This is a genomic window from Luteimonas sp. TWI662 (genome assembly GCF_039673825.1).
Classification (GTDB): Bacteria; Pseudomonadota; Gammaproteobacteria; order Xanthomonadales; family Xanthomonadaceae; genus Luteimonas.
Genome location: NZ_JBDJMI010000001.1, coordinates 419,638 through 440,027, shown reverse-complemented (window position 1 = coordinate 440,027; position 20,390 = coordinate 419,638). Strand labels below are relative to the sequence as shown.

Annotated in this window: 21 protein-coding genes; 6 read left to right on the top strand and 15 right to left on the bottom strand. The window is 70.8% G+C overall.

Annotation, left to right across the window (positions count from 1 at the left end):
- Window positions 1-6: 6 nt before the first annotated feature.
- Both ABE488_RS02200 and ABE488_RS02195 read right to left on the bottom strand, forming a co-directional pair.
- The gene (locus tag ABE488_RS02200; protein ID WP_346446938.1) at window positions 7-963 is read right to left on the bottom strand and encodes a 5'-3' exonuclease H3TH domain-containing protein; all 957 of its coding nucleotides are present in this window, start codon (window positions 961-963) and stop codon (window positions 7-9) included.
- Window positions 960-1,553, bottom strand: coding sequence for a nitroreductase (locus ABE488_RS02195; RefSeq protein WP_346446936.1), 594 nt, complete (start codon window positions 1,551-1,553; stop codon window positions 960-962). Before ABE488_RS02195 ends, ABE488_RS02200 begins: the two co-directional genes overlap by 4 nt.
- 72 nt (window positions 1,554-1,625) lie before the next feature.
- On the opposite strand from ABE488_RS02195, the gene ABE488_RS02190 reads away from it, so the two are divergent.
- Window positions 1,626-3,938, top strand: a complete 2,313-nt coding sequence (locus ABE488_RS02190; RefSeq protein ID WP_346446935.1) for a DUF1631 family protein — start codon at window positions 1,626-1,628, stop codon at window positions 3,936-3,938.
- A gap of 42 nt (window positions 3,939-3,980) precedes the next feature.
- On the opposite strand, the gene ABE488_RS02185 is transcribed toward ABE488_RS02190, so the two are convergent.
- The 7 genes from ABE488_RS02185 to ABE488_RS02155 all read right to left on the bottom strand — a co-directional run bounded on the left by ABE488_RS02185 (window position 3,981) and on the right by ABE488_RS02155 (window position 9,453).
- Entirely contained in the window at window positions 3,981-4,436 is a 456-nt protein-coding gene (locus ABE488_RS02185; protein ID WP_346446934.1) for a DUF3106 domain-containing protein, read from the bottom strand.
- Between the two features lie 3 nt (window positions 4,437-4,439).
- Window positions 4,440-4,835 (bottom strand): hypothetical protein, encoded by a 396-nt coding sequence (locus ABE488_RS02180; RefSeq protein WP_346446933.1) that lies wholly within the window; start codon window positions 4,833-4,835, stop codon window positions 4,440-4,442.
- On the bottom strand, window positions 4,832-5,446 hold the full coding sequence (locus tag ABE488_RS02175) for an RNA polymerase sigma factor (protein WP_346446932.1): 615 nt from the start codon (window positions 5,444-5,446) through the stop codon (window positions 4,832-4,834). Before ABE488_RS02175 ends, ABE488_RS02180 begins: the two co-directional genes overlap by 4 nt.
- A 207-nt stretch (window positions 5,447-5,653) precedes the next feature.
- Entirely contained in the window at window positions 5,654-7,051 is a 1,398-nt protein-coding gene (locus ABE488_RS02170; RefSeq protein ID WP_346446930.1) for an NAD(P)(+) transhydrogenase (Re/Si-specific) subunit beta, read from the bottom strand.
- A 112-nt stretch (window positions 7,052-7,163) separates the two neighbouring features.
- Entirely contained in the window at window positions 7,164-7,463 is a 300-nt protein-coding gene (locus ABE488_RS02165; RefSeq protein ID WP_346445747.1) for an NAD(P) transhydrogenase subunit alpha, read from the bottom strand.
- Window positions 7,460-8,575, bottom strand: a complete 1,116-nt coding sequence (locus ABE488_RS02160; protein ID WP_346446929.1) for an NAD(P) transhydrogenase subunit alpha — start codon at window positions 8,573-8,575, stop codon at window positions 7,460-7,462. The genes ABE488_RS02165 and ABE488_RS02160 overlap by 4 nt, the downstream gene beginning before the upstream one ends.
- Before the next feature lie 128 nt (window positions 8,576-8,703).
- Window positions 8,704-9,453, bottom strand: coding sequence for a sulfite exporter TauE/SafE family protein (locus ABE488_RS02155; RefSeq protein ID WP_346446927.1), 750 nt, complete (start codon window positions 9,451-9,453; stop codon window positions 8,704-8,706).
- A 93-nt stretch (window positions 9,454-9,546) separates the two neighbouring features.
- Here ABE488_RS02155 and ABE488_RS02150 point away from each other — a divergent pair, with 93 nt between their 5' ends.
- On the top strand, window positions 9,547-10,452 hold the full coding sequence (locus tag ABE488_RS02150) for a LysR family transcriptional regulator (RefSeq protein ID WP_346446925.1): 906 nt from the start codon (window positions 9,547-9,549) through the stop codon (window positions 10,450-10,452).
- 20 nt (window positions 10,453-10,472) lie between these two features.
- On the opposite strand, the gene ABE488_RS02145 is transcribed toward ABE488_RS02150, so the two are convergent.
- The 3 genes from ABE488_RS02145 to ABE488_RS02135 all read right to left on the bottom strand — a co-directional run bounded on the left by ABE488_RS02145 (window position 10,473) and on the right by ABE488_RS02135 (window position 12,867).
- Window positions 10,473-10,940 (bottom strand): DUF2269 domain-containing protein, encoded by a 468-nt coding sequence (locus ABE488_RS02145; RefSeq protein ID WP_346445743.1) that lies wholly within the window; start codon window positions 10,938-10,940, stop codon window positions 10,473-10,475.
- Window positions 10,921-12,240: an SDR family oxidoreductase gene (locus ABE488_RS02140; protein WP_346446923.1), complete on the bottom strand. Its 1,320-nt coding sequence runs from the start codon at window positions 12,238-12,240 to the stop codon at window positions 10,921-10,923. Before ABE488_RS02140 ends, ABE488_RS02145 begins: the two co-directional genes overlap by 20 nt.
- 213 nt (window positions 12,241-12,453) lie before the next feature.
- Entirely contained in the window at window positions 12,454-12,867 is a 414-nt protein-coding gene (locus ABE488_RS02135; RefSeq protein ID WP_346445050.1) for a hypothetical protein, read from the bottom strand.
- Window positions 12,868-12,965: 98 nt separating this feature from the next.
- On the opposite strand from ABE488_RS02135, the gene sufT reads away from it, so the two are divergent.
- The 4 genes from sufT (at window position 12,966) to ABE488_RS02115 (ending at window position 18,752) form a co-directional block, all read left to right on the top strand.
- Window positions 12,966-13,517: a putative Fe-S cluster assembly protein SufT gene (sufT, locus tag ABE488_RS02130; RefSeq protein WP_346445113.1), complete on the top strand. Its 552-nt coding sequence runs from the start codon at window positions 12,966-12,968 to the stop codon at window positions 13,515-13,517.
- Window positions 13,518-13,954: 437 nt separating this feature from the next.
- Window positions 13,955-15,688, top strand: coding sequence for a S8 family peptidase (locus ABE488_RS02125; RefSeq protein WP_346446921.1), 1,734 nt, complete (start codon window positions 13,955-13,957; stop codon window positions 15,686-15,688).
- Window positions 15,689-15,821: 133 nt separating this feature from the next.
- The gene (locus ABE488_RS02120) at window positions 15,822-18,143 is read left to right on the top strand and encodes a pre-peptidase C-terminal domain-containing protein (RefSeq protein WP_346446919.1); all 2,322 of its coding nucleotides are present in this window, start codon (window positions 15,822-15,824) and stop codon (window positions 18,141-18,143) included.
- A 204-nt stretch (window positions 18,144-18,347) separates the two neighbouring features.
- Window positions 18,348-18,752, top strand: a complete 405-nt coding sequence (locus ABE488_RS02115) for a hypothetical protein (protein ID WP_346446917.1) — start codon at window positions 18,348-18,350, stop codon at window positions 18,750-18,752.
- A 15-nt stretch (window positions 18,753-18,767) separates the two neighbouring features.
- Here the strand turns inward: ABE488_RS02115 and ABE488_RS02110 are convergent, their stop codons facing one another.
- The 3 genes from ABE488_RS02110 to wrbA form a co-directional block, all read right to left on the bottom strand.
- Complete coding sequence (locus tag ABE488_RS02110) at window positions 18,768-19,256, bottom strand: asparaginase domain-containing protein (protein WP_346445058.1); 489 nt, start codon at window positions 19,254-19,256, stop codon at window positions 18,768-18,770.
- A gap of 109 nt (window positions 19,257-19,365) precedes the next feature.
- The gene (locus ABE488_RS02105) at window positions 19,366-19,713 is read right to left on the bottom strand and encodes a DUF2069 domain-containing protein (RefSeq protein ID WP_346446916.1); all 348 of its coding nucleotides are present in this window, start codon (window positions 19,711-19,713) and stop codon (window positions 19,366-19,368) included.
- The gene (gene wrbA, locus ABE488_RS02100; RefSeq protein ID WP_346445062.1) at window positions 19,710-20,303 is read right to left on the bottom strand and encodes an NAD(P)H:quinone oxidoreductase; all 594 of its coding nucleotides are present in this window, start codon (window positions 20,301-20,303) and stop codon (window positions 19,710-19,712) included. The genes ABE488_RS02105 and wrbA overlap by 4 nt, the downstream gene beginning before the upstream one ends.
- Window positions 20,304-20,390 lie beyond the last annotated feature (87 nt).

Below are 20,390 nucleotides of genomic sequence, written 5' to 3'. Positions count from 1 at the left end.
CGACGCTCAGGCATCGGCGAGCGGCGCCCACTCCAGACCGGCGGCCGCATGCAGCCGCCGCCGGGTCAGGGGGCCGAAGCGCAACGCGGCGCACAGCGCCGACAGCGCCTGCGCATCGCCGTCGCGCCGCGCGAAACCGTTCGCGCCCTCGCCCAGCGGCGCATCGCAGGCGATCGTCGTCAGCTGGCGGAACAGCCGCGCGGCGTCGGCGTGCTGGCGCAGCTTCGCACCCGCCTGGGCGGCGCCGCGGAAGCGCAGGAACGCGATTTCGTCGCTGCGCGCCAGCAACGCATCGAGCGTGCCGAAGTGGTGCAGCAGGCTGGCGGCGGTCTTGCAGCCGATGCCCGGTACGCCGGGGATGTTGTCGATCGCGTCGCCGCACAGTGCCAGGTAATCGGCGATCTGATGCGCCTCCACGCCGTGGCGCGCACGCACGCCGGCCGCCGTCCAGCGCTGGCCGCGGGCGTAGTCCCACTGTTCGTCGGCGCCTTCGAGCAACTGCGACAGGTCCTTGTCGGCCGAGACGATGATGCCGTGGTGCGCGCGGCGGCGGCCGGCATGCAACGCGCTGCCGATCAGGTCGTCCGCCTCGTACTCGGTGTCGGCGAGCACGACCAGGCCGAGCGCGCGGCACAGCGCCTTGCAGTGGGCAAACTGCCGGCGCAACGCGTCGGGCGCGGGCGGGCGGTTGGCCTTGTAGGCCGGATACAGGCGGTTGCGGAAACAGCTGTCGAGCGCTTCGTCGAAGGCGATCGCGATGTGCCGTGGACGTTCGCGCTCGATCAGTTCGGCCAGGAATCGGGCGAAGCCCTGCACGGCATTGGTCGGCCAGCCCTCGGCGTCGTGGAACTCGTCGGGCATCGAGTGCCAGGCGCGGAACACGTAGAGGCTGGCGTCGACCAGATACAGCGGCGCGGTGGGCGACGGAGCGGGCGACTGCACTGCGGGGGGTGTCAGGCTCACGGCGCGACCCAGTCCTGCAGCAGCGCGGCCGGGTCCGGTCGCTCGCGCTCGGGTGGGTCGAGCCGCGGGCTGCCGATGTGGATGAATCCGGCGATGCGCTCGTGCGCGCCCAGGCCGAGGGCGGCGAGGATGTCGGGGTCGTAGGCCGGCCAGCCGGTCAGCCAGGACGCGCCGAAGCCGCAGGCCTGCGCGGCCTGCAGCAGCGCGAAGCACACGCTGCCGGCGGTCAACAAGCGTTCGACCTCGGGAATGGCGGTGTCCTGCGGGTCCAGGATCGCGACGACCGCGATCACCAGCGGCGCGTGCGAGAACCGGTGCCGGTCCTTGTCGAGCGCGCCGGCGCCGATCTCCGGGTCGCGCGCACGGGCGCGGGCGACCAACTGTTCGCCGAGCGCGTGGCGCGCATCGCCGGCGATGCGCAGGAAGCGGAACGGGACCCGCTTGCCGTGGTCGGGGACGCGGACCGACGAGCGCAGCATGCGCAGCACGGTCGCGTCGTCGGGTCCGGGCGCGTCGAGCTGGCGCGCCGGCACCGAGCGCCGCGCATCGAGCGCGTCGAGAAGGCGTTCAGCATTTGGGAGTATCGTCACGGACTTGTGCCTCTGGTTTCGGAAAGCTAACTGCGGGGGCACTGTGCCCCCATCCCCCGATTCTCCCCCAAGATGACGCATCCCCACGACATCGGTCCGGTGCCGCATTCGCATCGACCTGCGCCGGGCGAGCCCGAGAGGGTGTTCGACGCGCTGCGACGCGAGGCGGTGACGGCGCTGGGCGACGTGCTGTCGGCGCTGTGGGACGAGGTCGAGGCCGAGGTCGAGCGCGACGCGCTCGGCGCCGCCGCCGATTACATGGCCGCTCAGGACGCACGATTGGCCGCACGCGCGTTGCGCATGCGTGCCCCGGTGCTGGCAGCGAGTTTCCGCGCCGCGATCGAGTCGGCATTCGAGCGGTGGCGCCGCGCCGCGCCGCCGCGGCCGGCCCACGATGCGATGGCGCTGATGTCCGAGGGCCAGCTGGAGTTGCATCTGGCGGTCCAGCAGCAGGTCGAGCTGCTCGAGCACCAGTGGCTCGGCCCGCTGCGCATGCTCGACGGCCGGATGGCAGTGCTGGCCTCGCGCCTGGGCGTCGCCGACGGCGCCGCGCACCCGCTGCGTCCGGCCGTGCCGGTCCAGGCGTTCGCCGGTCTACTCGATCCCGATGCGCTGCCGCGCGATCTGCGCGCCCGGCTGTTCAAGCAACTCGCTGCAAGGCTGCCGGCGGTGCTTGCCGGGCTCTACGCCCGCGCCGATGCGCTGCTCGACACCGCGTTCGGGCCGGTTTCGGTGACACCGGCCGCGCCCGGTGGCGGTCGCGCGCCTGCGTGGCAACCCGAGGGCGGGCTGGCCGAGGCGCGGGCGGATGTGACCAACGCCCCGCATGACGCCGCCCGGCTCGCGCAGGGGCCGTTGTCGGCGGATCTGGCGCGGCTGCTGGCCGCCGGCGGTCCGGACACGACCGATAGCGATCCGCAGGGCGCTGAGCTCGCGCTGGTCCGGGCGCAGTTGCATCGGTGGCGGGCGCAGCTCGCGCGTACGCCGCCGTCCCACCCGCAGGATGCGCCCGCGCGCGATGCGCCGCCTCGTGCAACACCGGCCGTCGAGGCGGCGAAGCTGCTCAGCGTCGCGCGGCTGCTGCAGGGCGACGACCCCTCGCCGTATGCCCGGGTGCTGGCCGGGGACGACCGGCGGCGGCTGAGCGAGGTGATCCGGCTCGAACTCGCGCGCGGCCTGCGTGGCGTCGGCATCGATCCCGACCGAGCGCCGCTGAGCGGCGACGACGAAGACGCGATCGACCTGGTCGGCCTGCTGTTCCAGGCGCTGTTCGAGGCCAATGACTTGATGCAGCAGGCGCGCGATCTCTACGGCCGGCTGGTCATGCCCTGCCTCAAGGTCGCCTTGACCGACGAATCGCTGTTCAGCCAGCGCGGCCATCCCGCGCGCCGGCTGCTCGATGCGGTCACCGAGGCCTGCGACGGCAATACCGGCGACACTGCGGTCGACCGCGACCTGCTCGAACATGCCGGGCGGCTCGTCGACCGGGTCGTCGAGGAATACGAAACCGACCAGGCGGTGTTCGCGCTCGCGGCCGAGGAACTGCGCGAGCGGCTGGACCAGCAGCGCCGTCGAACGGAGGTCGCCGAGCGCCGCGCCGCCGAAGCGATCCATGGCCGCGAACGCCTGCAACAGGCACGCCGCGGCGTGGCCGCCCTCGTGACCGAGCGCATGAGTGCGCAACCGCTGACCGAGGCGGTCGCCCGGTTTCTCGATCAGCACTGGCGCCACCATCTCACTCAGACCTGGCTGCGCGACGGCCCCGATTCGCCGCGCCACCGGGCCGCGGTCGCGATCGGCGATGCGATGATCGGCATCGACCTCGACGCCGCAGCGGCCGATGGCGCCGCGGTCGCCGGCTCCTTGCGCGCGTTGCAGGGGCCGCTGGCCGATTGCTATGCCAGCGGTGGCCTCGATGCGGCGGCCGCGCGCGAGGAGATTACGCGCATCGTGGCCGCGCTCGCGCGTTGCGATGCGCCCAGGCGCATGCAGATCCCGCTGCCGGAGGACGAAGCGCTGGACGACGAGCCGTCCGATCCTGTGCTGCGCCTGGTCGATGGCACCGCGACGCCGGCATTCGATCCGACCATCGCCGCGCGCATGCGCCAACTGCGGCCGGGCCAGGGCCTGCGGCTGATCGACGAGCATGGTCGTCAATCGGTGGCCCGGGTGGCGTGGATCAGTCCGCTGACTTCGCGGCTGCTGATCGTCAACCGTCGCGGCGTGCGTCGGATGGTCGTCTCGCCCGAAGAACTGGCCGCGCTGGTCGGGGCAGGGCGTGCCCTCGTGCGCTCGATCGATGCCCCGTTCGACGAGGCCATGAAGCATCTTTGGCAGCACCTGAGTGCGGCCAACGACGACGGCGACAGCATGGCTGTGGGCTGATCGCCGCGGCGAGCTTGCCTACTTCGTGTGTCGGGGCCGGTGTCAGTGCGGCGGCCCTGCGGCCTCATGGTGCGGTTCGGGGGCGGGATTGGCCTGTGCCCAGTGGCGGCGCTGTTCGGGCGTCATCTGCTGCCAGCGCTCGCGCAGCGCGGTGCGCTCGGCGTCGGGCAGCGTGCGCAGCTTGGCGTACAACGCGCGGGCTTCTTCACGCTGCTCGGGCGGCAGCCGCTTCCAGCTGTGCATGCCGTGGCGGGCGTGCTCGCGTTCGGCCGGCGTCATCGACTGCCAGCGCTGGGCGTGGCCGAGCATCCGTCGACGTTTGTCGGCATCGGCGTCGTTCCAGCGGTCGCGGATCGGCGCGACGAGCTTGTCGCGCTGCTCGGGCGTGAGCCGGTCCCAGTCGGGCAGGGCCAGGCCGGGCTGGGCGGCTGCCAGGCTGGTCACCGACAGGCTGCCCAGCAGCAGGACCATGCGCAGGAAGCGGGAAGGCAGGTGCATGGGTCACTCCATCGCAAGCAAGGTGGACTCGTTGGCGGCGAGCCACAGGTAGAAGTCCGGCGATTCCTCGTACGTCGCCAAGGCGTCGGCCATGCCGTCGTCGAGCGCGGCAGCGCCGTCGGCCTCGGCCAGGACCGGCGTGGACGCGGACGCGGCACTCGACGGAGCCGGTGGAGCGAGCGATTGCACACCGATCGCCAGCGCCAACACCGCGGCCAAGCCAGCCGCGGCCGGCCAGGCCCAACTGCGCCGTGCCGGCGCAGCAGTCGTGGCCACATGACGCGCGCGATGCAGACGCGCGGTGGTGCCGGCCGAGATCTGCGTCTGGGCACGGCCGTAGAGCGCACGCAGTGCGGCGTCGTCGTCCGCGGCGGTGCGCGGGTCGTTCGGCGGGATCATCGAAACTCCTCCAGTTGCCTCTGCAGCGCCTCGCGGGCGCGGAACAGATGGGTTTTTACCGAGCCTTCGCCGCACCCCATGATGCGGGCGGTGGTCCCGACGTCGAATTCCTCCAGCACCCGCAGCGTGAACGCCTCGCGCTGGCGTCGCGGCAGCTGGCGCAGCGCCTGGGCCAGACGCTGCCAGGCCTCGCGACCGTCGTGCGAGCGAGACGGATCGGGGCCGGCATCGGCCCAGTCGATCTCCTCGCCCTCTTGCGTGCGGGCGTCGGTGAGCCAGCTCAGCCGGAACGTGCGCCGGCGCTGGGTGTCGACGATCCGGCTGCGCAGCACCGTCCAGAACAGCGGCGTCCATTCCGACGCAGGGCGGTCGCGATAGCCGAGCATCCGGGTCATCGCGTCCTGCACCGCATCGAGCGCATCGTCGCGATGGCGCAGGCCGAGTTCGGCGAAACGGAAGGCCCGGCGCTCGACGCTCGCCAGGAACGCCTCGAGCGTGGCCGTCGGCGCGGCGTGGTGGGCGGCCGTCGCCGCGGGCAGGGAAGCGCTCACCGGCGCCAGCCTACCGCGCACGGCAGGCGTCTGCGGGTCGAACGGGCGGCTGCCATCCATCGTCGGGTCGTTGCGCCAGGGGCGGGGGGTGTCATGGACAACGTCTCGCGGCGTCGGCGGTTGACGCGGGCGCTGCGGATCGTTCGATGCGCCACCCCTGTTCATCGGCGATTGCGGCGCCCGGCCTGGCGTGTGTCCGCACGGCGCCCGGACCTTCGCGCCGGCCGATGCAGGAGCGCGCGGCGTTCGCTGGGTCGGCGGCGGGGCCTAATGGCCGACGTCGAGCGCCTTGAGCTCGGCGACCAGGGCGCCGGCCGCCTCGGCGCCATCGCCGTAGAGCATGCGGGTGTTGTCGGCGTAGAACAGCGCGTTCTCGATGCCGGCAAAGCCCGTGCCCTTGCCGCGCTTGATGACCACAACGTTCTTCGAATCGATCACGTCCAGGATCGGCATGCCGTAGATCGGGCTCGCCGGATCGGTCTTGGCGACCGGGTTGACGACATCGTTGGCGCCGATGACCAGGGTGACGTCGGTGCTGGCGAACTCGGGGTTGATGTCGTCCATGTCGACGATCAGATCGTAGGGCACACCGGCCTCGGCCAGCAGCACGTTCATGTGCCCGGGCATGCGACCGGCGACCGGGTGGATGGCGAACTTGACCTTGACGCCGCGCTCGATCAGGCGTTGGCTCAGTTCGCGGATCTTGTGCTGGGCCTGGGCCACGGCCATGCCGTAGCCGGGCACGATCACCACCCGCTCGGCGTAGGCCATCATCGCCGCCACATCGCCGGCCTCGATCGGTTTCTGCGTGCCCTCGATCGCCTGCCCCTGTCCACCGCCGCCGAAGCTGGAGAACAGCACGCTGCGGATCGAGCGGTTCATCGCCTTGGCCATCAGACGGGTCAGCAGCATGCCGGCCGCGCCGACCATCGTGCCGGCGATCATCAGCGCCTCGTTGCCCAGCACGTAGCCTTCGAAGGCCACCGCCAGGCCGGTCAGCGCGTTGTACAGCGAGATCACCACCGGCATGTCGGCGCCGCCGATCGGTAGCGTCATCAGCATGCCCAGCGCGAGCGCCAAGGCGAAGAACGCGACGATCGCCGGCAGTTGGAGCGCATGCACCACCAGGCCGCCGACCAGGAGCGCGGCGACGAACACTGCGAGGTTGAACAGTTGCTGGCCGGGGAAGGCGTAGCGCTTGTCCATGCGCCCGTCGAGCTTGGCCCAGGCGATCACCGAACCCGACAATGCGATCGCGCCGATCAGTGCGCCCAGCGTCGCCAGCACCAGCGGCACCGAGGCGGGCGCGATGCCGTGCTGCGACCAGCGCAGCAGTTCGACCGCGCCGATCGCCGCCGCCGAGCCACCGCCCAGACCGTTGTAGAGCGCGACCATCTGCGGCATATCGGTGATCGCGACCTTCTTGCCCGACACCCAGGCCAACACCGTGCCCAGCGCGATCGCCGTCGCCATCAGGCCGAGGTTGTGCAGGCCGGGCACGAAGAACGTCGCCGCGGTCGCCAGCAGCATGCCCACGCCCGCCCATTGGATGCCCGAGCGTGCGGTCTTGGGCGAGGCCATGCGTTGCAGGCCGAGCAGGAACAGCGTTGCGGCGACGAAGTAGCTCGCCGCGATCAGCCCCGTGCGCAGGTCGAGGCCACTCATCGCGTCGTCGCCATCGTGGTGCCCCGGTCATGGGAGCGAAGATCGTGCCGCCATTGGGCCATCGTGCGGGCCGGGGGCAGGCGCCGCGACGGCGGCGAGGTGGATAGGTCGGTCACGGCGCGTCGCTCCGCTTGGCGGCGGGCTTGAACATCTCCAGCATCCGCTCGGTGACGACGTAGCCGCCGGCGGCGTTGCCCGCGCCCATCAGCACCGCAAGGAACCCGATCGCCTTCTCGAGCGTCGTGTCGGCATGACCCAGCACGACCATCGCGCCGATCAATACGATGCCGTGGATGAAGTTCGACCCCGACATCAGCGGCGTGTGCAGGATCACCGGCACGCGCGAGATGATCACGTGGCCGGCGATCGCGGCCAGCATCACGATGTACAGCGCTACGACTCCATCGATCATGCGGGACCTCCGGGTGTGGGGGCGATGGCCGGCACCTGCGGCCATACCGTCCGGGCCAGCAGTTCGTCGTTCCAGTCGAAGGCGAGGGCGCCATCGGCCACCAGCAGCGACACGAAATGCTGAACATTGCGTGCGTACATCTCGCTGGCATGGGTCGCGCCCAGGCTCGCCAGATCCAGCGGGCCGGCGACCGTCACGCCCGCGATCTCGACGGTCTGGCCGGGCACGGTCGCCGCGCAGTTGCCGCCGGTTTCGGCGGCCAGATCCACGATCACGCTGCCCGGCCGCATGCCGGCGACCATGTAGGCGTCGATGATCGTCGGCGCCCGCCGGCCAGGCACGGCGGCAGTGCACACCACGACATCGATGCCGGCCAGGTGCGCAGCCAGGCGGCGCTGTTGCTCCGCGCGCTCCTCGTCGGTCAGGGCGCGGGCATAGCCGCCTTCGCCGGCGGCGCTCACGCCCAGGTCGAGAAAGCGGGCGCCCAGCGATTCGATCTGCTCGCGCGTCTCCGGCCGCACGTCGAAGCCCTCGACCTGCGCGCCCAGGCGGCGCGCGGTTGCGATCGCCTGCAGTCCGGCGACACCGGCGCCGACCACGAGCACCTTCGAAGGCCGGATCGTGCCGGCGGCCGTCGTCAGCATCGGGAAGAACCGCGGCGCCAGCTGCGCGCCGATCAGGACCGCCTTGTAGCCGGCCATGCCGGCCTGCGAGCTGAGCACGTCCATCGCCTGCGCGCGCGTGGTGCGCGGGAGCCGTTCGAGCGGAAAGGCGAGAATGCCGCGCGTGCGCAGCGCCTCGGCGCGCGCCGGTTCGGCCTCGGGTTGCAAGGTGCCGATCAGGGCGGCGCCCGGCTTGAGCCGGGCGATCGTGTCGATGGGGGGCGCCTGCACGCACAGCACCAGGTCGGCCTGCGGCAGCGCCTCGTCGCCAACCAGCTGGGCGCCGGCCGCGACATAGGCGGCATCGGCAAAATGCGCGCCTTCGCCCAGGCCGCGCTGCGCGAGCACGGTGGCCCCGGCGGCGGTGAGTTTCCGCGCCGTTTCCGGCGTCAGCGCCACCCGGCGTTCGCCAGGTGCGGTTTCCTTCATCGCAAGCACGACGACCGCCATCACCACTCCCCGTGGGTCAAGGACACCGAACGAAGTCATCCGGGCCGGGCACGCTGTTGCTGTCGCCGATCCTAACCTGAATGCTGCTCCAGGTCAGGGGGTGCGTGCGGGCGTGGCAATGCAGTCGGTCAGCGCCAGGGGCGCGAGGCGAGTTCCAGGCCGAGCAGCAGCAGGCAGACGAGGAACCAGACGCGAAAGCGCGCCGGTGGGATGCGCTGGCGCAGCCGCCCGCCGAGCCACATCCCGGCCAGCGCGGGCACCACCGCCAGCGCCGACAGACCGGCCTGTTCGAACCGGAACGCGCCGTGCGCGCCCAGCCCGATCGCCAGTGCCAGCGTCGAGATCGTGAACGACAGGCCCAGGGCCTGCACCAGCGTGTCGCGCTGCAGCCCCAGCGCCTGCAGGTACGGCACGGCCGGAATCACGAACACGCCCGTGGTACCGGTGACCGCGCCGGTCGCGACGCCGACGGTCGGCGACCACCAGCGCTCCTGGCGCCCAGGCACTGTCAGCGGCGGGGCGAGCAGGGCATGGCCGGCATAGCCGATGAGCGCCAGCCCGAGTGCGAACCCCGACCAGGACGGATCGGTCGTGGCCAGTGCGCCGGCACCGGCGATCGTGCCGACCACGAGGCCCAGCAGCATCGGCCAGAGCCGGCGCATCAGGGGGCCGAGCGCCGGGCCGGCGGCCAGTTGCCAGACATTGGTCACCATCGAGGGCACCACCAGCATGGCCGCCGCCGCCGCGGGCGGCATGCCCAGCCCGAGCAGTCCCATCGCGATCGTGGGCAGGCCCATGCCGGTCAGGCCCTTCACCGCGCCTGCGAGCAGGAAGATGCCGACCAGTGCTGCGAGGGGGATAGTGATTGCCGTGTCCATGGCGCCATTGGGCGCCGGGCCGGCGGCGGGCACAATGCGGTTTTGGCCGCGCTACCCTTCGGCCGACCCGAAGGGCGTGTCCTGAGAGATCCCGTGCGAATCGACCTGTCCGACCTGCGCCTGTTCCTGCACATCGTCGATGCCGGCAGCATCAGCCAGGGCGCGGCGTGTGCGCACCTGGCACTGGCTTCGGCCAGCGAACGGTTGCGACGGATCGAGTCCGATGCCGGCATCGCATTGCTCGAGCGACACGCCCGCGGTGTCCGTGCGACCGAGGCCGGCGAGGCGCTCGCGCATCATGCGCGGCGCATGCTGCGACGACACGGCATGTTGCGCGACGAACTGCACGCGTTCGCCGCCGGCGCGCGCGGGACCTTGCGGCTGTACGCCAATACCGCGGCGATGACCGGTTTCCTGCCCAGGGTGCTTGCGCCGTGGTTGGCGGCGCGTCCGGCGGTCCGCATCGAGTTGAAGGAACGCACCAGCCTGGAGATCGTGCGTGCGGTCGCCGCGGGCCGCATCAAGGCTGGTGTGGTCGCCGACAGTGTCGACCCCGGCGGTCTGCAACTGGCGCCGGTGGCCGAAGACCGCCTGGTGCTGATCGTGCCGGTTGGGCATCCGCTTGCCCCGGTGCGCGAGGCGACGTTCGGCGATGCGCTCGCCTTGCCGTTTATCGGCCTGGCATCGGGCAGCGCGTTACAGGATCATCTCGACGCGCACGCCGCTGCCGCCGGTCGCGCGTTCGCGTTCCGGATCCGCGTCCGGACCTTCGAGGACCTGTGCATGTTGGTCGCGCAAGGGGTCGGCGTAGGCATCGTGCCGGTCGGCGCTTCGCAGCGTTACCGCCGCTCCCATCCCCATCGTGCGATCGCGCTCCGCGAGCCCTGGACGCGTCGCCGGCTCTGCGTGTGCGTGCGCGATGGGCGAGCGCTGGCACCGCCGATGCGCGACCTGCTCGCGCATCTGGGCGCCGGCCCGTCGCCCGAGGCCGACGGCTGATCTGCCGCGGACTGCGTCGCTCAGAGTGCTGGCTTGGCGGTCATCAGGTAGAAGATCACCAGGAACGAGAACAGCGCCGGCACGCCCATCGCCGCCCAGGTCCCGAGGTGCCGGTCGTAGGCAGGGGGTAGCGGCTGGCCGCTGGCGGCGGCCCGCTGCGCGATGTCGCGCAGCCGGATCTGGATGCCGACCACCGGCAGCCAGCACAGGCCGGCGATCACGAACAGCACGATCGACCAGTACAGCCACGCCGTCGACAGCGGAATGTGCAGCCGGTACGCCAGATAGACGCCGGTCAGCGGCTGCACGACGATCGTCGTGGCCGTGAACAGCCAGTCGGCGGCGACCACCAGCCGGGCGACCGCGGCGACCACCACCGGGTCGCGCTGGCGGCTCGCGAACAGCAGGTAGAACGCGGTGCCGACGCCAGTGCCGAACAGGAACGTCGACGACAGGATGTGCAGGAACTTAACGAGGGCGATGTCCATCAGGTGCGTCCAGTTTCGACAGGGCGTAGATCAACGCGAACACCGGCAGGTTCTTCAGCACCGGTCCATAGGGATGCGCCCAGTACTCGGGTAGCCAGAGACTGATGACCAGCGTGTAGAACGCGATCAGCGCCAATTGCGCGCGGTAGGCGGCGCGTCGCCAGCGGGGCCGCCAGACCGCCAGCCCGAGCAGCACGTCCAGCGCCGCGGCCCCATAGAGCGAGGGCAGGGCGAGCGCCTCGGGCACTTGCGCGCGCTGCAGCAGCTCCAGACTGGCCTGCACCGGGTAGACGACTGCCGACACCCAGGCGGTGGCCAGCCACATCAGCGAATTGGCCGTCCGCAGGACCGGAACCAGCGCGCGCAGGTGGGCCGCACGGCGCACGTCGGCGCGCGCGCCTGCCGCGAGGAAGCGAGTTATTGGGCGCAGTGGCCGGGCGAGCAAGGCCTGCCAGGCTGTCGCGTCGCCATGATTGCCAGCTTCGAGCATGCGCAGCGCATCGGCGTCCAGAATCTGGGCAAGCCCGGGAATGGGCCACCGCAACGCCATCCGCACCGCCCAGGCCGGCGCGGTCAGCACGTGCAGCCGTTGGCCCATCTGCGTCGCCAGGGCCCGCAGGTAGTCGGCGAACGCCAGCGGCGCAGGCCCGACCGCCTCGATCATCTGCGGTGGGTCAGGATGCTCGATCAGGGCGGTCACGCCGTCGAGCAGATCGTCGAGGTGGATCGGCTGGACGACCTGCCGACCGCCGCCCGGCAGGGCGATGATCGGTTGTGCCGCCAGCGTCAGAAACAAGCGCGTGCTGGCGCCGCACTCGGCGAAGACCAGCGACGGACGGATCACGATACTGCGGCCGGGAAATGCCGTCGCACAGGCGTCGCCTGCTGCCTTGCTGCGCCAGTAGGCCGTCGCAGCCTGTGCGTGGGCGCCCAGCGCCGAGATCTGCACGATCCGTGTCACGCCGGCCGCTGCCGCGAGCGCGAACAGCCTGCGCGGCCCGCTCACGTGGACCTGCTCGAAACTGACGTCGTCTGTTTCCCGGAAGATGCCCGCGGCATTCACCACGACATCGACCGTCCGCAGCACGTCCATCCACTGATCCGGGCACGGCCGTGCGAGATCGAGTGCGACGCGTCGTCCGGGGCCGGCATCGTCTGTCACATGCCGCATGGCGCGGATCACCGCATGGCCTGCACGCTCGAGCCGTTCCGCGAGCGCGCTGCCGATCAGCCCGTTGGCGCCCACCACCAGTACGGTCAGCGGCGGCGCGGTCGGATTGCCTTCATGCCTGCGCTGCACGCCGGCGCGGCAGCCAGGCTGTTCTTCACCGTGAGGGTGTCCTGGCGCAGTCATCGGCGCATCCGCGCGCCGGCGGCGGGAACCAATGCCACCAGCCAGTGGGTTTGGGGGCAGGCGTCGCACTGCCCTGGTTGCTGAAACGAAGGTCCAGACGCGGATCCTCTCGCGCAGCACAAGCCGGTCGGCTTGCGTGTCCGCCACCGTGTCACGGGCCTAGCGGGCGAGGACCGCCGCGATCACCAGCCCTGCACCGAGCCACGCCAGATCGGTCGGCGTATTGGCCAGGCCGGCCAGCGTCCAGGCGTGGTGCGGCCCGAGCTTGAGTGCCGACTCCCAGGGCATGAGCCCCATCGGGCGGGCGAGCTGGGTGGCGACGATGCCCCAGTTGGCGATGACGATCGCCAGCAGCGTCGCGGCCGTGCCGGCGAGTGCACGTACCAGCCCGGGGCGGAGCCGGGCCAGGCGCACCAGCAGCGCGGCATCGAGCGCGGCCACCACGGCCATCCAGGCGCCTTGCGCGCCCAGCGCGTCGGCCAGCAGGATCCAGGCGGCGGCGATGCCGGCGCTGCCGAGCAGCAGCAGACCGATCGCCAGCGGCCAGCGCCGGGCGCGGGCGGGTTCGGACATGGAAGACAGCATCGCGGGAATGGTGGGTCAGCATACCGGCGCGCGGCGATACAATGACAGCCTTGTCGCGGCCACTTCCGGCCCTCATGTCCTGGGCCATGTACTCCCGCAGCAGCGAACCCGTCCGTTTCGAACGCGATTGCGAAGCCGTCCTCGTTCCCCAAGGCGAGGAGGTGACGCTGCCTGCCGGCAGTGCCGGCTACATCACCCAGGCGTTGGGCGGCAGCTACACCGTGTTCGTCGAGGGCAACCTGTTCCGAATCGCGGGCCGCGATGCCGATGCGATCGGCAAAGAGCCGCCGGTGCCGCTGGAACTGCCCGACGACGCCGACGACGCTGCGGTCGAACGCATGGTCTGGCACCAACTGCGCACCTGCTTCGACCCCGAGATCCCGATCAACGTCGTCGACCTGGGCCTGGTCTACGAGGCCGTGGTGATTCCTGTCGACAATGGGCACCGCAAGGTCGAGGTGCGGATGACGCTGACCGCGCCGGGCTGCGGCATGGGCGAGATCCTGGTCGACGACGTGCGCAGCAAGATCGAGCTCATCCCGACAGTCGACGAGGCCGACGTCGAGCTGGTGTTCGATCCGCCGTGGAACCGGTCGATGATGTCCGAGGCCGCGCAGCTCGAGACCGGCATGCTCTGACGGCGCCACCGCGCCGCGCATCCTCAGATCCACAGGGCCAGGCGTGCCGAGCGTGCGGCTGCGTGCCGGTGGGCACGGTGATCCGATGCCGACGGCACGGGCCTGCCGGCATGCCGTGCACCCGCCCCAATGCGTTCTGACGTATCGCGCGCGGTGCGCGACACCTGCCCGGGCCACCTCCAAGCCGTCAGGGGTCAGAGGTGCTGCTCACATGGCTGAACGCAAGGCATCATGCAGAAGTGTGATTCCGGTCGCATTTATTATCGAAAAATTAATGGAAACCGCCATTGCACGCGAACATGGCTGTCGCGTAGCGTCAGTTTGCGGTCAGTTTCGTCATGTCCGCGTTCGTTGCGGGTCGGCCATCGCCATCGCGATGCACCCGGCTCCGGCCCCGCGCCGCGGCTCCGGCGCACCCACCGTCTCGGGGGTTTTCCATGTCGAACATGTTCATTCCCTCCCACCGCCTTCGGCGCCGCGTGCTTGCGGCGGCCACGCTGGTGGCCCTTGCCGCGCCGCTGGCCGCGACCCAGGCCGTCGAGCGGCTCGATCTTGCGGGGTTGCAGTCGGCCGAACAGCACGATCGCTTCATCGTCAAATACCGTGAGGGCAGCGCCGCGCAGGCGCAGCCGGCCTCGATCAATGCGGCGCTGGGGACCGTGGCCGGTCGCCTGGCCGTCGGCGGCGGCAAGCAGCTGCGGCTCGAGCACCTGCGACGCACCGCGGTCGGCGCCGATGTCGTGCGCACCAGCCGCAAGCTGGACCGGGCCGATGCCGAGTCGGTGATGCGCCAACTCGCGGCCGATCCCGATGTCGAGTACGTCGAGGTCGACAAGCGCAACCGCGTGTTCTGGACCCCCAACGATCCGCGCTTCAACCAGCAGTACGGCTTCGGTACCGGCCCCGGGGGCATTCGTGCGACCACCGCCTGGGACGTGACGCGCGGTGCGGGTGCCGTCGTCGCGGTGCTCGATACCGGCATCACCTCGCACAGCGATCTCAATGCCAACATCCTGCCCGGCTACGACTTCATCACCGATCCGGCGATCGCAGGCGATGGCAACGGTCGCGATGCCGACCCCAGCGACCCGGGCGATTTCGACGGCATTTATCCCTCGAGCTGGCACGGCACGCACGTCGCGGGCACGGTCGCGGCGGTGACCAACAACGGCATCGGCGTTGCCGGCACGGCGCCGCTGGCCAAGGTGGTGCCCGTCCGTGTCCTCGGCCGTGGCGGCGGCTACGACTCCGACATCGCCGACGCGGTGATCTGGGCCTCGGGCGGCACGGTCGCCGGGGTGCCCGCGAACCAGAATCCGGCCGAGGTCATCAACCTGAGCCTGGGCGGACGCGGCACCTGCGGCAACACGATGCAGAGTGCGATCAACGGCGCGGTCGGTCGCGGCACCACGCTGGTGATCGCCGCCGGCAACAGCAACGCGAACGTCTCGGGCTTCTCGCCGGCCAACTGCGCCAACGTCATCGCGGTGGCCTCCAACACCAGCACCGGCGCACGTTCGAGCTTCTCCAACTACGGCACCGGGATCACGCTCTCGGCGCCCGGCTCAGGGATCGTGTCCACGCTCAACAGCGGCCAGACCACGCCGGGCAGCGAGAGCTACGCCTCTTACGACGGCACCTCGATGGCGGCGCCGCATGTCGCCGGTGTGGTCGCGCTGGTGCAGTCGGTGTCCAATCCGGCCAAGACGCCGGCCCAGATCAAGGCCCTGCTGACCAGCACGGCACGCCCGTTCCCCTCGACGCCGTCCCAGCCGATCGGCGCGGGCATCGTCGATGCGAAGGCCGCGGTGGATGCCGCGTCGGGGGGCGGCGGCACCGGCCCGGGGCCCGATCCGGGCGATGGCAGCCTGGTCGTCGGCACGCCGATCACCGGCCTGTCGGGCGGCACCGGCAGCAGCCAGTTCTGGACGGTGAATGTGCCGTCGGGGGCGACCAACCTCGTCATCGCGCTGTCTGGGGGCAGCGGCGATGCCGACCTGTACGTCCGGTACGGTGCGCAGCCGACGACCTCGACCTGGGACTGCCGTCCCTATCGGTCGGGCAACAACGAAAGCTGCGCGTTCGCCGCGCCGCAGGCCGGGACGTACCACGTCCTGGTGCGCGGTTATTCATCGTTCTCGGGGGTCACGTTGCGCGCCGATCACGACTAGCGCGGCGGGGATGCAGGGCTCGGGGATAGAGGGCAGGCGGCACGCCATGATCGTCGCGCGTGTCGCCGGCGGAGCACACCGGTCTTCGGCGTGCTCCGTTTTTTCGGTGCAATCCAACGAGGGGTAGAAAGGGATGAAGACTCTGATCGCAAGCCTCACCGCCGGCGCGTTGTCGCTCGGCATCGCGACGGCGGCACCGCGGGACGCGCGACCCGCGGCGTTCGCCAACCGGTTGCCGGCCGAACACACCGTCGAGCTCAAGCGCATGCCGGGCGTGGATGTCGCCCGGCTGCGCGCCGAGGACGCCCGGCAATCGCGCACCCAGGGGCTGCGCCCGGTGCGGTTTGCCGCTCCGCTGGCCGTCGACCTGACCCCGGCCGATGCCGGTGACTGGGACGAGATCGCCGGCGGCAACCTGGTCTGGCGGCTGCGTGTGGAATCGAAGGATGCGCTGTCGTTGAACTTCGGCTTCTCCGAATACCACATGCCCGAGGGCGGGCGTCTGCTGGTCTATCCGGCGGGCCTGGACCGCAACGCCGACCCCGAGGCGATCCGTGCTTTCGACGCCGCCGACAACAAGCCGCACGGCGCGCTGTGGACGCCGATCGTGCCGGGCGACAGCGCGGTGCTGGAGGTCGTGGTGCCGAAGGCCAAGCTGCCCCAACTCAAGCTGCGGCTGACCAGTGTCAACCACGACTATGTCGGCTTCGGCCGGCTCGCGCGCGAGGGCGCGCTGGCGCAGACCAAGGGCGTGTCGGGTAGCTGCAACGTCGATGTGGTGTGCCCCGACGGCGACGACTTCCGTGAGGAGATCCCCTCGGTCGGTGCGTACTCGCGCTTCGGTATGTTCTATTGCAGCGGATCGTTGCTCAACAACACCGCCGGCGACCGCAAGATGTACTTCCTGACCGCGCACCACTGCAACATGGGCACGGCGGACGCGGCGGCCAGCATCGTCGTGTACTGGAACTACGAGAACTCGACCTGCCGCACGCCGGACAGTTCCGCCAGTGGGGCCAACGGCGATGGCAGCCTGGCGCAGAACCAGACCGGTGCGGTCGTGCGCGCGACCCACGCAGGCTCGGACTTCACCCTGCTCGAGCTCGACACGCCGGCCGATCCGGCGTTCGCACTGAGCTGGTCGGGCTGGGACCGCCGCGACCTCGCCCCGAGCGGCGCCACCGGCATCCACCACCCGCGGGTGGCCGAGAAGCGCATTACCCATTCCGACAATCCGTTGCGCGTGGAAGGCTATCTGGGCGCCAGCGGTAACAGCCATCTGTGGGTGCAGTGGAACCCGCGCGGCACCACCGAAGGCGGATCCTCGGGCTCGCCGCTCTACAGCCCCGAGGGCCGTGTGATCGGTCAGCTCCACGGCGGCTACGCCTCGTGCTCGACGACCGGCGCCGACCACGTCGACTGGTACGGCCGGCTGTTCACCTCCTGGACCGGCGGCGGCACCGCGGCGACTTCGCTGGCGAGCTGGCTCGATGCGAGCGGCACCGGGGCGCAGTTCGTCGACACCCTGACCGCCGACGGCGGCCTCGAGCCGGGTGCGCCGACCGCCGACTTCACCTACGCGATCGATGCCGACACGCTGACCGTGACCTTCACTGACACCTCGAGCGCAGGCGAGGACGCAATCGACAGCCGCGCCTGGACGTTCGGCGACGGGGCCAGCTCGACCCAGGCCAGCCCGGTGCACACCTATGCCGAGGCCGGGACCTACACGGTCACGCTGACGGTCACCGACACCGAGGGCCGCAGCCACAGCCGCAGCGAGACGCTCGAGGTCGGCGACACCGGGCCGGACGCGATCGCGATCGAGAATGGCGTCGCGGTCCCGGGCCTGGGCGGCGCGGCGGGCAGCGAGCAGCTCTACAGCCTCGTCGTGCCCGAAGGCGTCAGTGGCCCGCTGCTGATCACGACCTCGGGCGGCACCGGCAACGTTTCGCTGTACGTCAGCCGCGACGCCGAACCTACGGTGGAGGCGTTCGACTTCCGTTCGCAGCGTCCGGGCAACAACGAGTCGGTCCGCATCGTCGACCCCGAGGCCGGCACCTACTACATCAAGCTGGTCGGCGCCGCTGCCTTCGCCAACGTCACGCTCCAGGCGCGCCATGCCGAGCCCAGCGACGGGGGCGGCCAGGGGTCGTTGCGCAATGGGGTGCCGGTGACCGGCATCTCGGGCGAGGCTGGCAGCGCGCAGTACTGGACGGTGCAGGTGCCGGCTGGCGCCACGAACCTGACCGTCACGATGACAGGCGGCACCGGCGATGGCGACCTGTACGTGCGCCGTGGCGAACAGCCCACCACCAGCGAGTACGACTGCCGGCCCTTTCGCTTCGGCAACGAGGAGACCTGCACGTTCGTCAATCCGCAGGCCGGCACGTGGCACGTGATGGTGCATGCGTACTCGGCGATCTCGGGCGTCACGCTGACGGCGACGTACTGAGTGAGGTCGGCGCCCGGTCGCGGTGGTCGCTGGCAGCCAGGCCTGCGCGCGATCGTCGATCGACCGGGCGATGCGGCCATTCGCGGCGGTCCAGCGGGGTCGTCCGGCATGTCGCACAACCGTCTTGCGGCCTTCATCCCGGCATCGCCGGGATGAAGGCATGCTTGATCCCGCCGCAGTCCGCGGTTTCGACAGGGCAGGGCCATGCGTCCGATTTCAATGGGCTACGCGATCCTCGCCGTGGCGGTGCTGTGCGCACCGGTCGCGGCGCTGATGGCCTCGCGTGGCCCCGACGCGCCCACGCCGCACAATGAGCCCGCCATGCAGCAGCGTTTCATCGTCAAGTACCGGGCCGGCACCGAGCCGGCGCGCGACCCGCATGCGGTGCAGGCGCACCTGGACCAGGTCGCCGAGGCGCTGCCGCGGAGCGGCAAGGCGGGTTCGACGCTCAAGCTGTCGTGGCTGCGGCGCCTGGCGGTCGGGGCGGATGTGTTCTCGGTCGATCCCGCGCTCGATGCGGACGGCACCCGGCGCCTGCTCGACGCGCTGCAGGCCGACCGCGAGGTCGACTACGCCGAACCCGACGGCATCATGACCATCCAGCGCTGAGGCGCGGTCGCTCGCTCAGGCCACCGGCTCGAAGCGATTGGCCTCGACATTCTTGCGGACCTTGAGCGGATCCCAGATCCGGCCGTTCATCGCCACATAGACCCCCGGCGGCTTGGACTGTACGGCGCCCACGGCGGTGCCGATATTGAACTCCGCATCCGAGCCGCGGAAGCGCGCCGGGCTCAGCGCCCCGGTCAGCACAATGGTCTTGTCGGTGATCGAGGCTAGTACCTTCGCGGTCTCGACCATCGAGTCGGTGCCGTGGGTCAGCAGCACATGGCGTGCGGGCTGCGCGGCGATCGTTGCGCGGATCAACTCGCGGTCCTCGTCGGTGATGTGCAGCGAGTCCTTGCGGATGATCGGGATGACCCGGAACCGAAACGCGACGCCCAACTCCTCGAGCATGCGTCCGATCTGCGGTTCGCCGACCTGGTAGTCCGACTTGTCGTCGAAGTAGATCTTGTCGATCGTGCCACCGGTGGTGACGATCAGCAGCTCGTCCATTGCCATGAAGTCTGTGTGGAGTAGTGGGAATGATAGCGGGGGCGATTGGTGCTGCGCGATCGGCGATGGAAAACCCAATGCGGCCGGCTCGGCTTCGCCCCGTCTGCGATCATGGATTGCCGCGCTTGCGCGAGAAGCGCGCGCGCATGCCCGGCAGGCTGGCCGAGAACACGACGATCAGCGACAGCGCGATGCCGGCCCAGGCCAAGCGCCCCTGCTCGGGCTGCGACCAGGCGTACATCACCCCGTGCGAGAACCAGAACAGCGCCGCAATGCCCGACCACAGCGGCGCGCTGGGCGCGCCGCGCAGCACGCCGGCCAGCAGCAACAGCGGCGGCAGCACGAACACCAGCAAGGCCGCACCGAAATGGGCATCGCCCCAGTGCCAGGCCAGGTACAGCAACGCGATGGCGGCCAGGGCGCCGGCGAGCACGGGACGCGAGCCTCCGGCCCTCATGCCGCGAGCTTGCCGGCCAGCATCGCGATGCGCCGGCCCAGCGCCCGGGCGAGGACGGCCTCGTCCTCGCTTGGTTGCGGGTCGTCCTGCTGGCCGGCGACGTGGCTGGCGCCGTAGGGCGTGCCGCCGCTGCGCGTGCTGGTGAGCGCGGGCTCGGTGTAGGGAATGCCGGCGATCACGCAGCCGTGGTGCAGCAATGGCACGAGCATCGTCAATAGCGTTGCCTCCTGGCCGCCATGCTGGGTGGCGGTCGAGGTGAACACCCCGGCCGGCTTGCCGACCAGCGTGCCGCTCGCCCATTCGGCGCCCAGACCGTCGAGGAAGTGCTTGAGCGGGGCGGCCATGTTGCCGAACCGGGTCGGGCTGCCGAGCAGCAGGCCGGCGCACTCGGCCAGGTCGGCGCGTTCGACATACGGCGCGCCGTCCTCGGGCACCGGGGGCGCGGCAGTCTGGGTAACGGCGGCGACCGGCGGCACGGTGCGCAGCCTTGCCTGCATGCCGTCGACTTCGCCGATGCCGCGCGCAATCTGGCGGGCAAGGCGGGCGACCGAGCCGTTGCGGCTGTAATAGAGGACGAGGATCTCGGGCATCGATGCAATCTGCGGTCCAGGACGTTCAGTGTGACAGGCCGGGGCGGCGGTGTCCGGGCGCGGCCGGGCTTCGGCGCTGCCCGCGTC

Excerpts from the sequence above, each read along its gene's own strand:
- ABE488_RS02190 (WP_346446935.1), top strand. The coding sequence starts at position 1,626 with ATGACGCATCCCCACGACATCGGTCCGGTGCCGCATTCGCATCGACCT.
- ABE488_RS02185 (WP_346446934.1), bottom strand. The coding sequence starts at position 4,436 with ATGCACCTGCCTTCCCGCTTCCTGCGCATGGTCCTGCTGCTGGGCAGC.
- ABE488_RS02180 (WP_346446933.1), bottom strand. The coding sequence starts at position 4,835 with ATGATCCCGCCGAACGACCCGCGCACCGCCGCGGACGACGACGCCGCA.
- ABE488_RS02175 (WP_346446932.1), bottom strand. The coding sequence starts at position 5,446 with ATGGATGGCAGCCGCCCGTTCGACCCGCAGACGCCTGCCGTGCGCGGT.
- ABE488_RS02170 (WP_346446930.1), bottom strand. The coding sequence starts at position 7,051 with ATGAGTGGCCTCGACCTGCGCACGGGGCTGATCGCGGCGAGCTACTTC.
- ABE488_RS02165 (WP_346445747.1), bottom strand. The coding sequence starts at position 7,463 with ATGATCGATGGAGTCGTAGCGCTGTACATCGTGATGCTGGCCGCGATC.
- ABE488_RS02160 (WP_346446929.1), bottom strand. The coding sequence starts at position 8,575 with ATGGCGGTCGTCGTGCTTGCGATGAAGGAAACCGCACCTGGCGAACGC.
- ABE488_RS02155 (WP_346446927.1), bottom strand. The coding sequence starts at position 9,453 with ATGGACACGGCAATCACTATCCCCCTCGCAGCACTGGTCGGCATCTTC.
- ABE488_RS02145 (WP_346445743.1), bottom strand. The coding sequence starts at position 10,940 with ATGGACATCGCCCTCGTTAAGTTCCTGCACATCCTGTCGTCGACGTTC.
- ABE488_RS02135 (WP_346445050.1), bottom strand. The coding sequence starts at position 12,867 with ATGTCCGAACCCGCCCGCGCCCGGCGCTGGCCGCTGGCGATCGGTCTG.
- sufT (WP_346445113.1), top strand. The coding sequence starts at position 12,966 with ATGTACTCCCGCAGCAGCGAACCCGTCCGTTTCGAACGCGATTGCGAA.
- ABE488_RS02125 (WP_346446921.1), top strand. The coding sequence starts at position 13,955 with ATGTCGAACATGTTCATTCCCTCCCACCGCCTTCGGCGCCGCGTGCTT.
- ABE488_RS02120 (WP_346446919.1), top strand. The coding sequence starts at position 15,822 with ATGAAGACTCTGATCGCAAGCCTCACCGCCGGCGCGTTGTCGCTCGGC.
- ABE488_RS02115 (WP_346446917.1), top strand. The coding sequence starts at position 18,348 with ATGCGTCCGATTTCAATGGGCTACGCGATCCTCGCCGTGGCGGTGCTG.
- ABE488_RS02110 (WP_346445058.1), bottom strand. The coding sequence starts at position 19,256 with ATGGACGAGCTGCTGATCGTCACCACCGGTGGCACGATCGACAAGATC.
- ABE488_RS02105 (WP_346446916.1), bottom strand. The coding sequence starts at position 19,713 with ATGAGGGCCGGAGGCTCGCGTCCCGTGCTCGCCGGCGCCCTGGCCGCC.
- wrbA (WP_346445062.1), bottom strand. The coding sequence starts at position 20,303 with ATGCCCGAGATCCTCGTCCTCTATTACAGCCGCAACGGCTCGGTCGCC.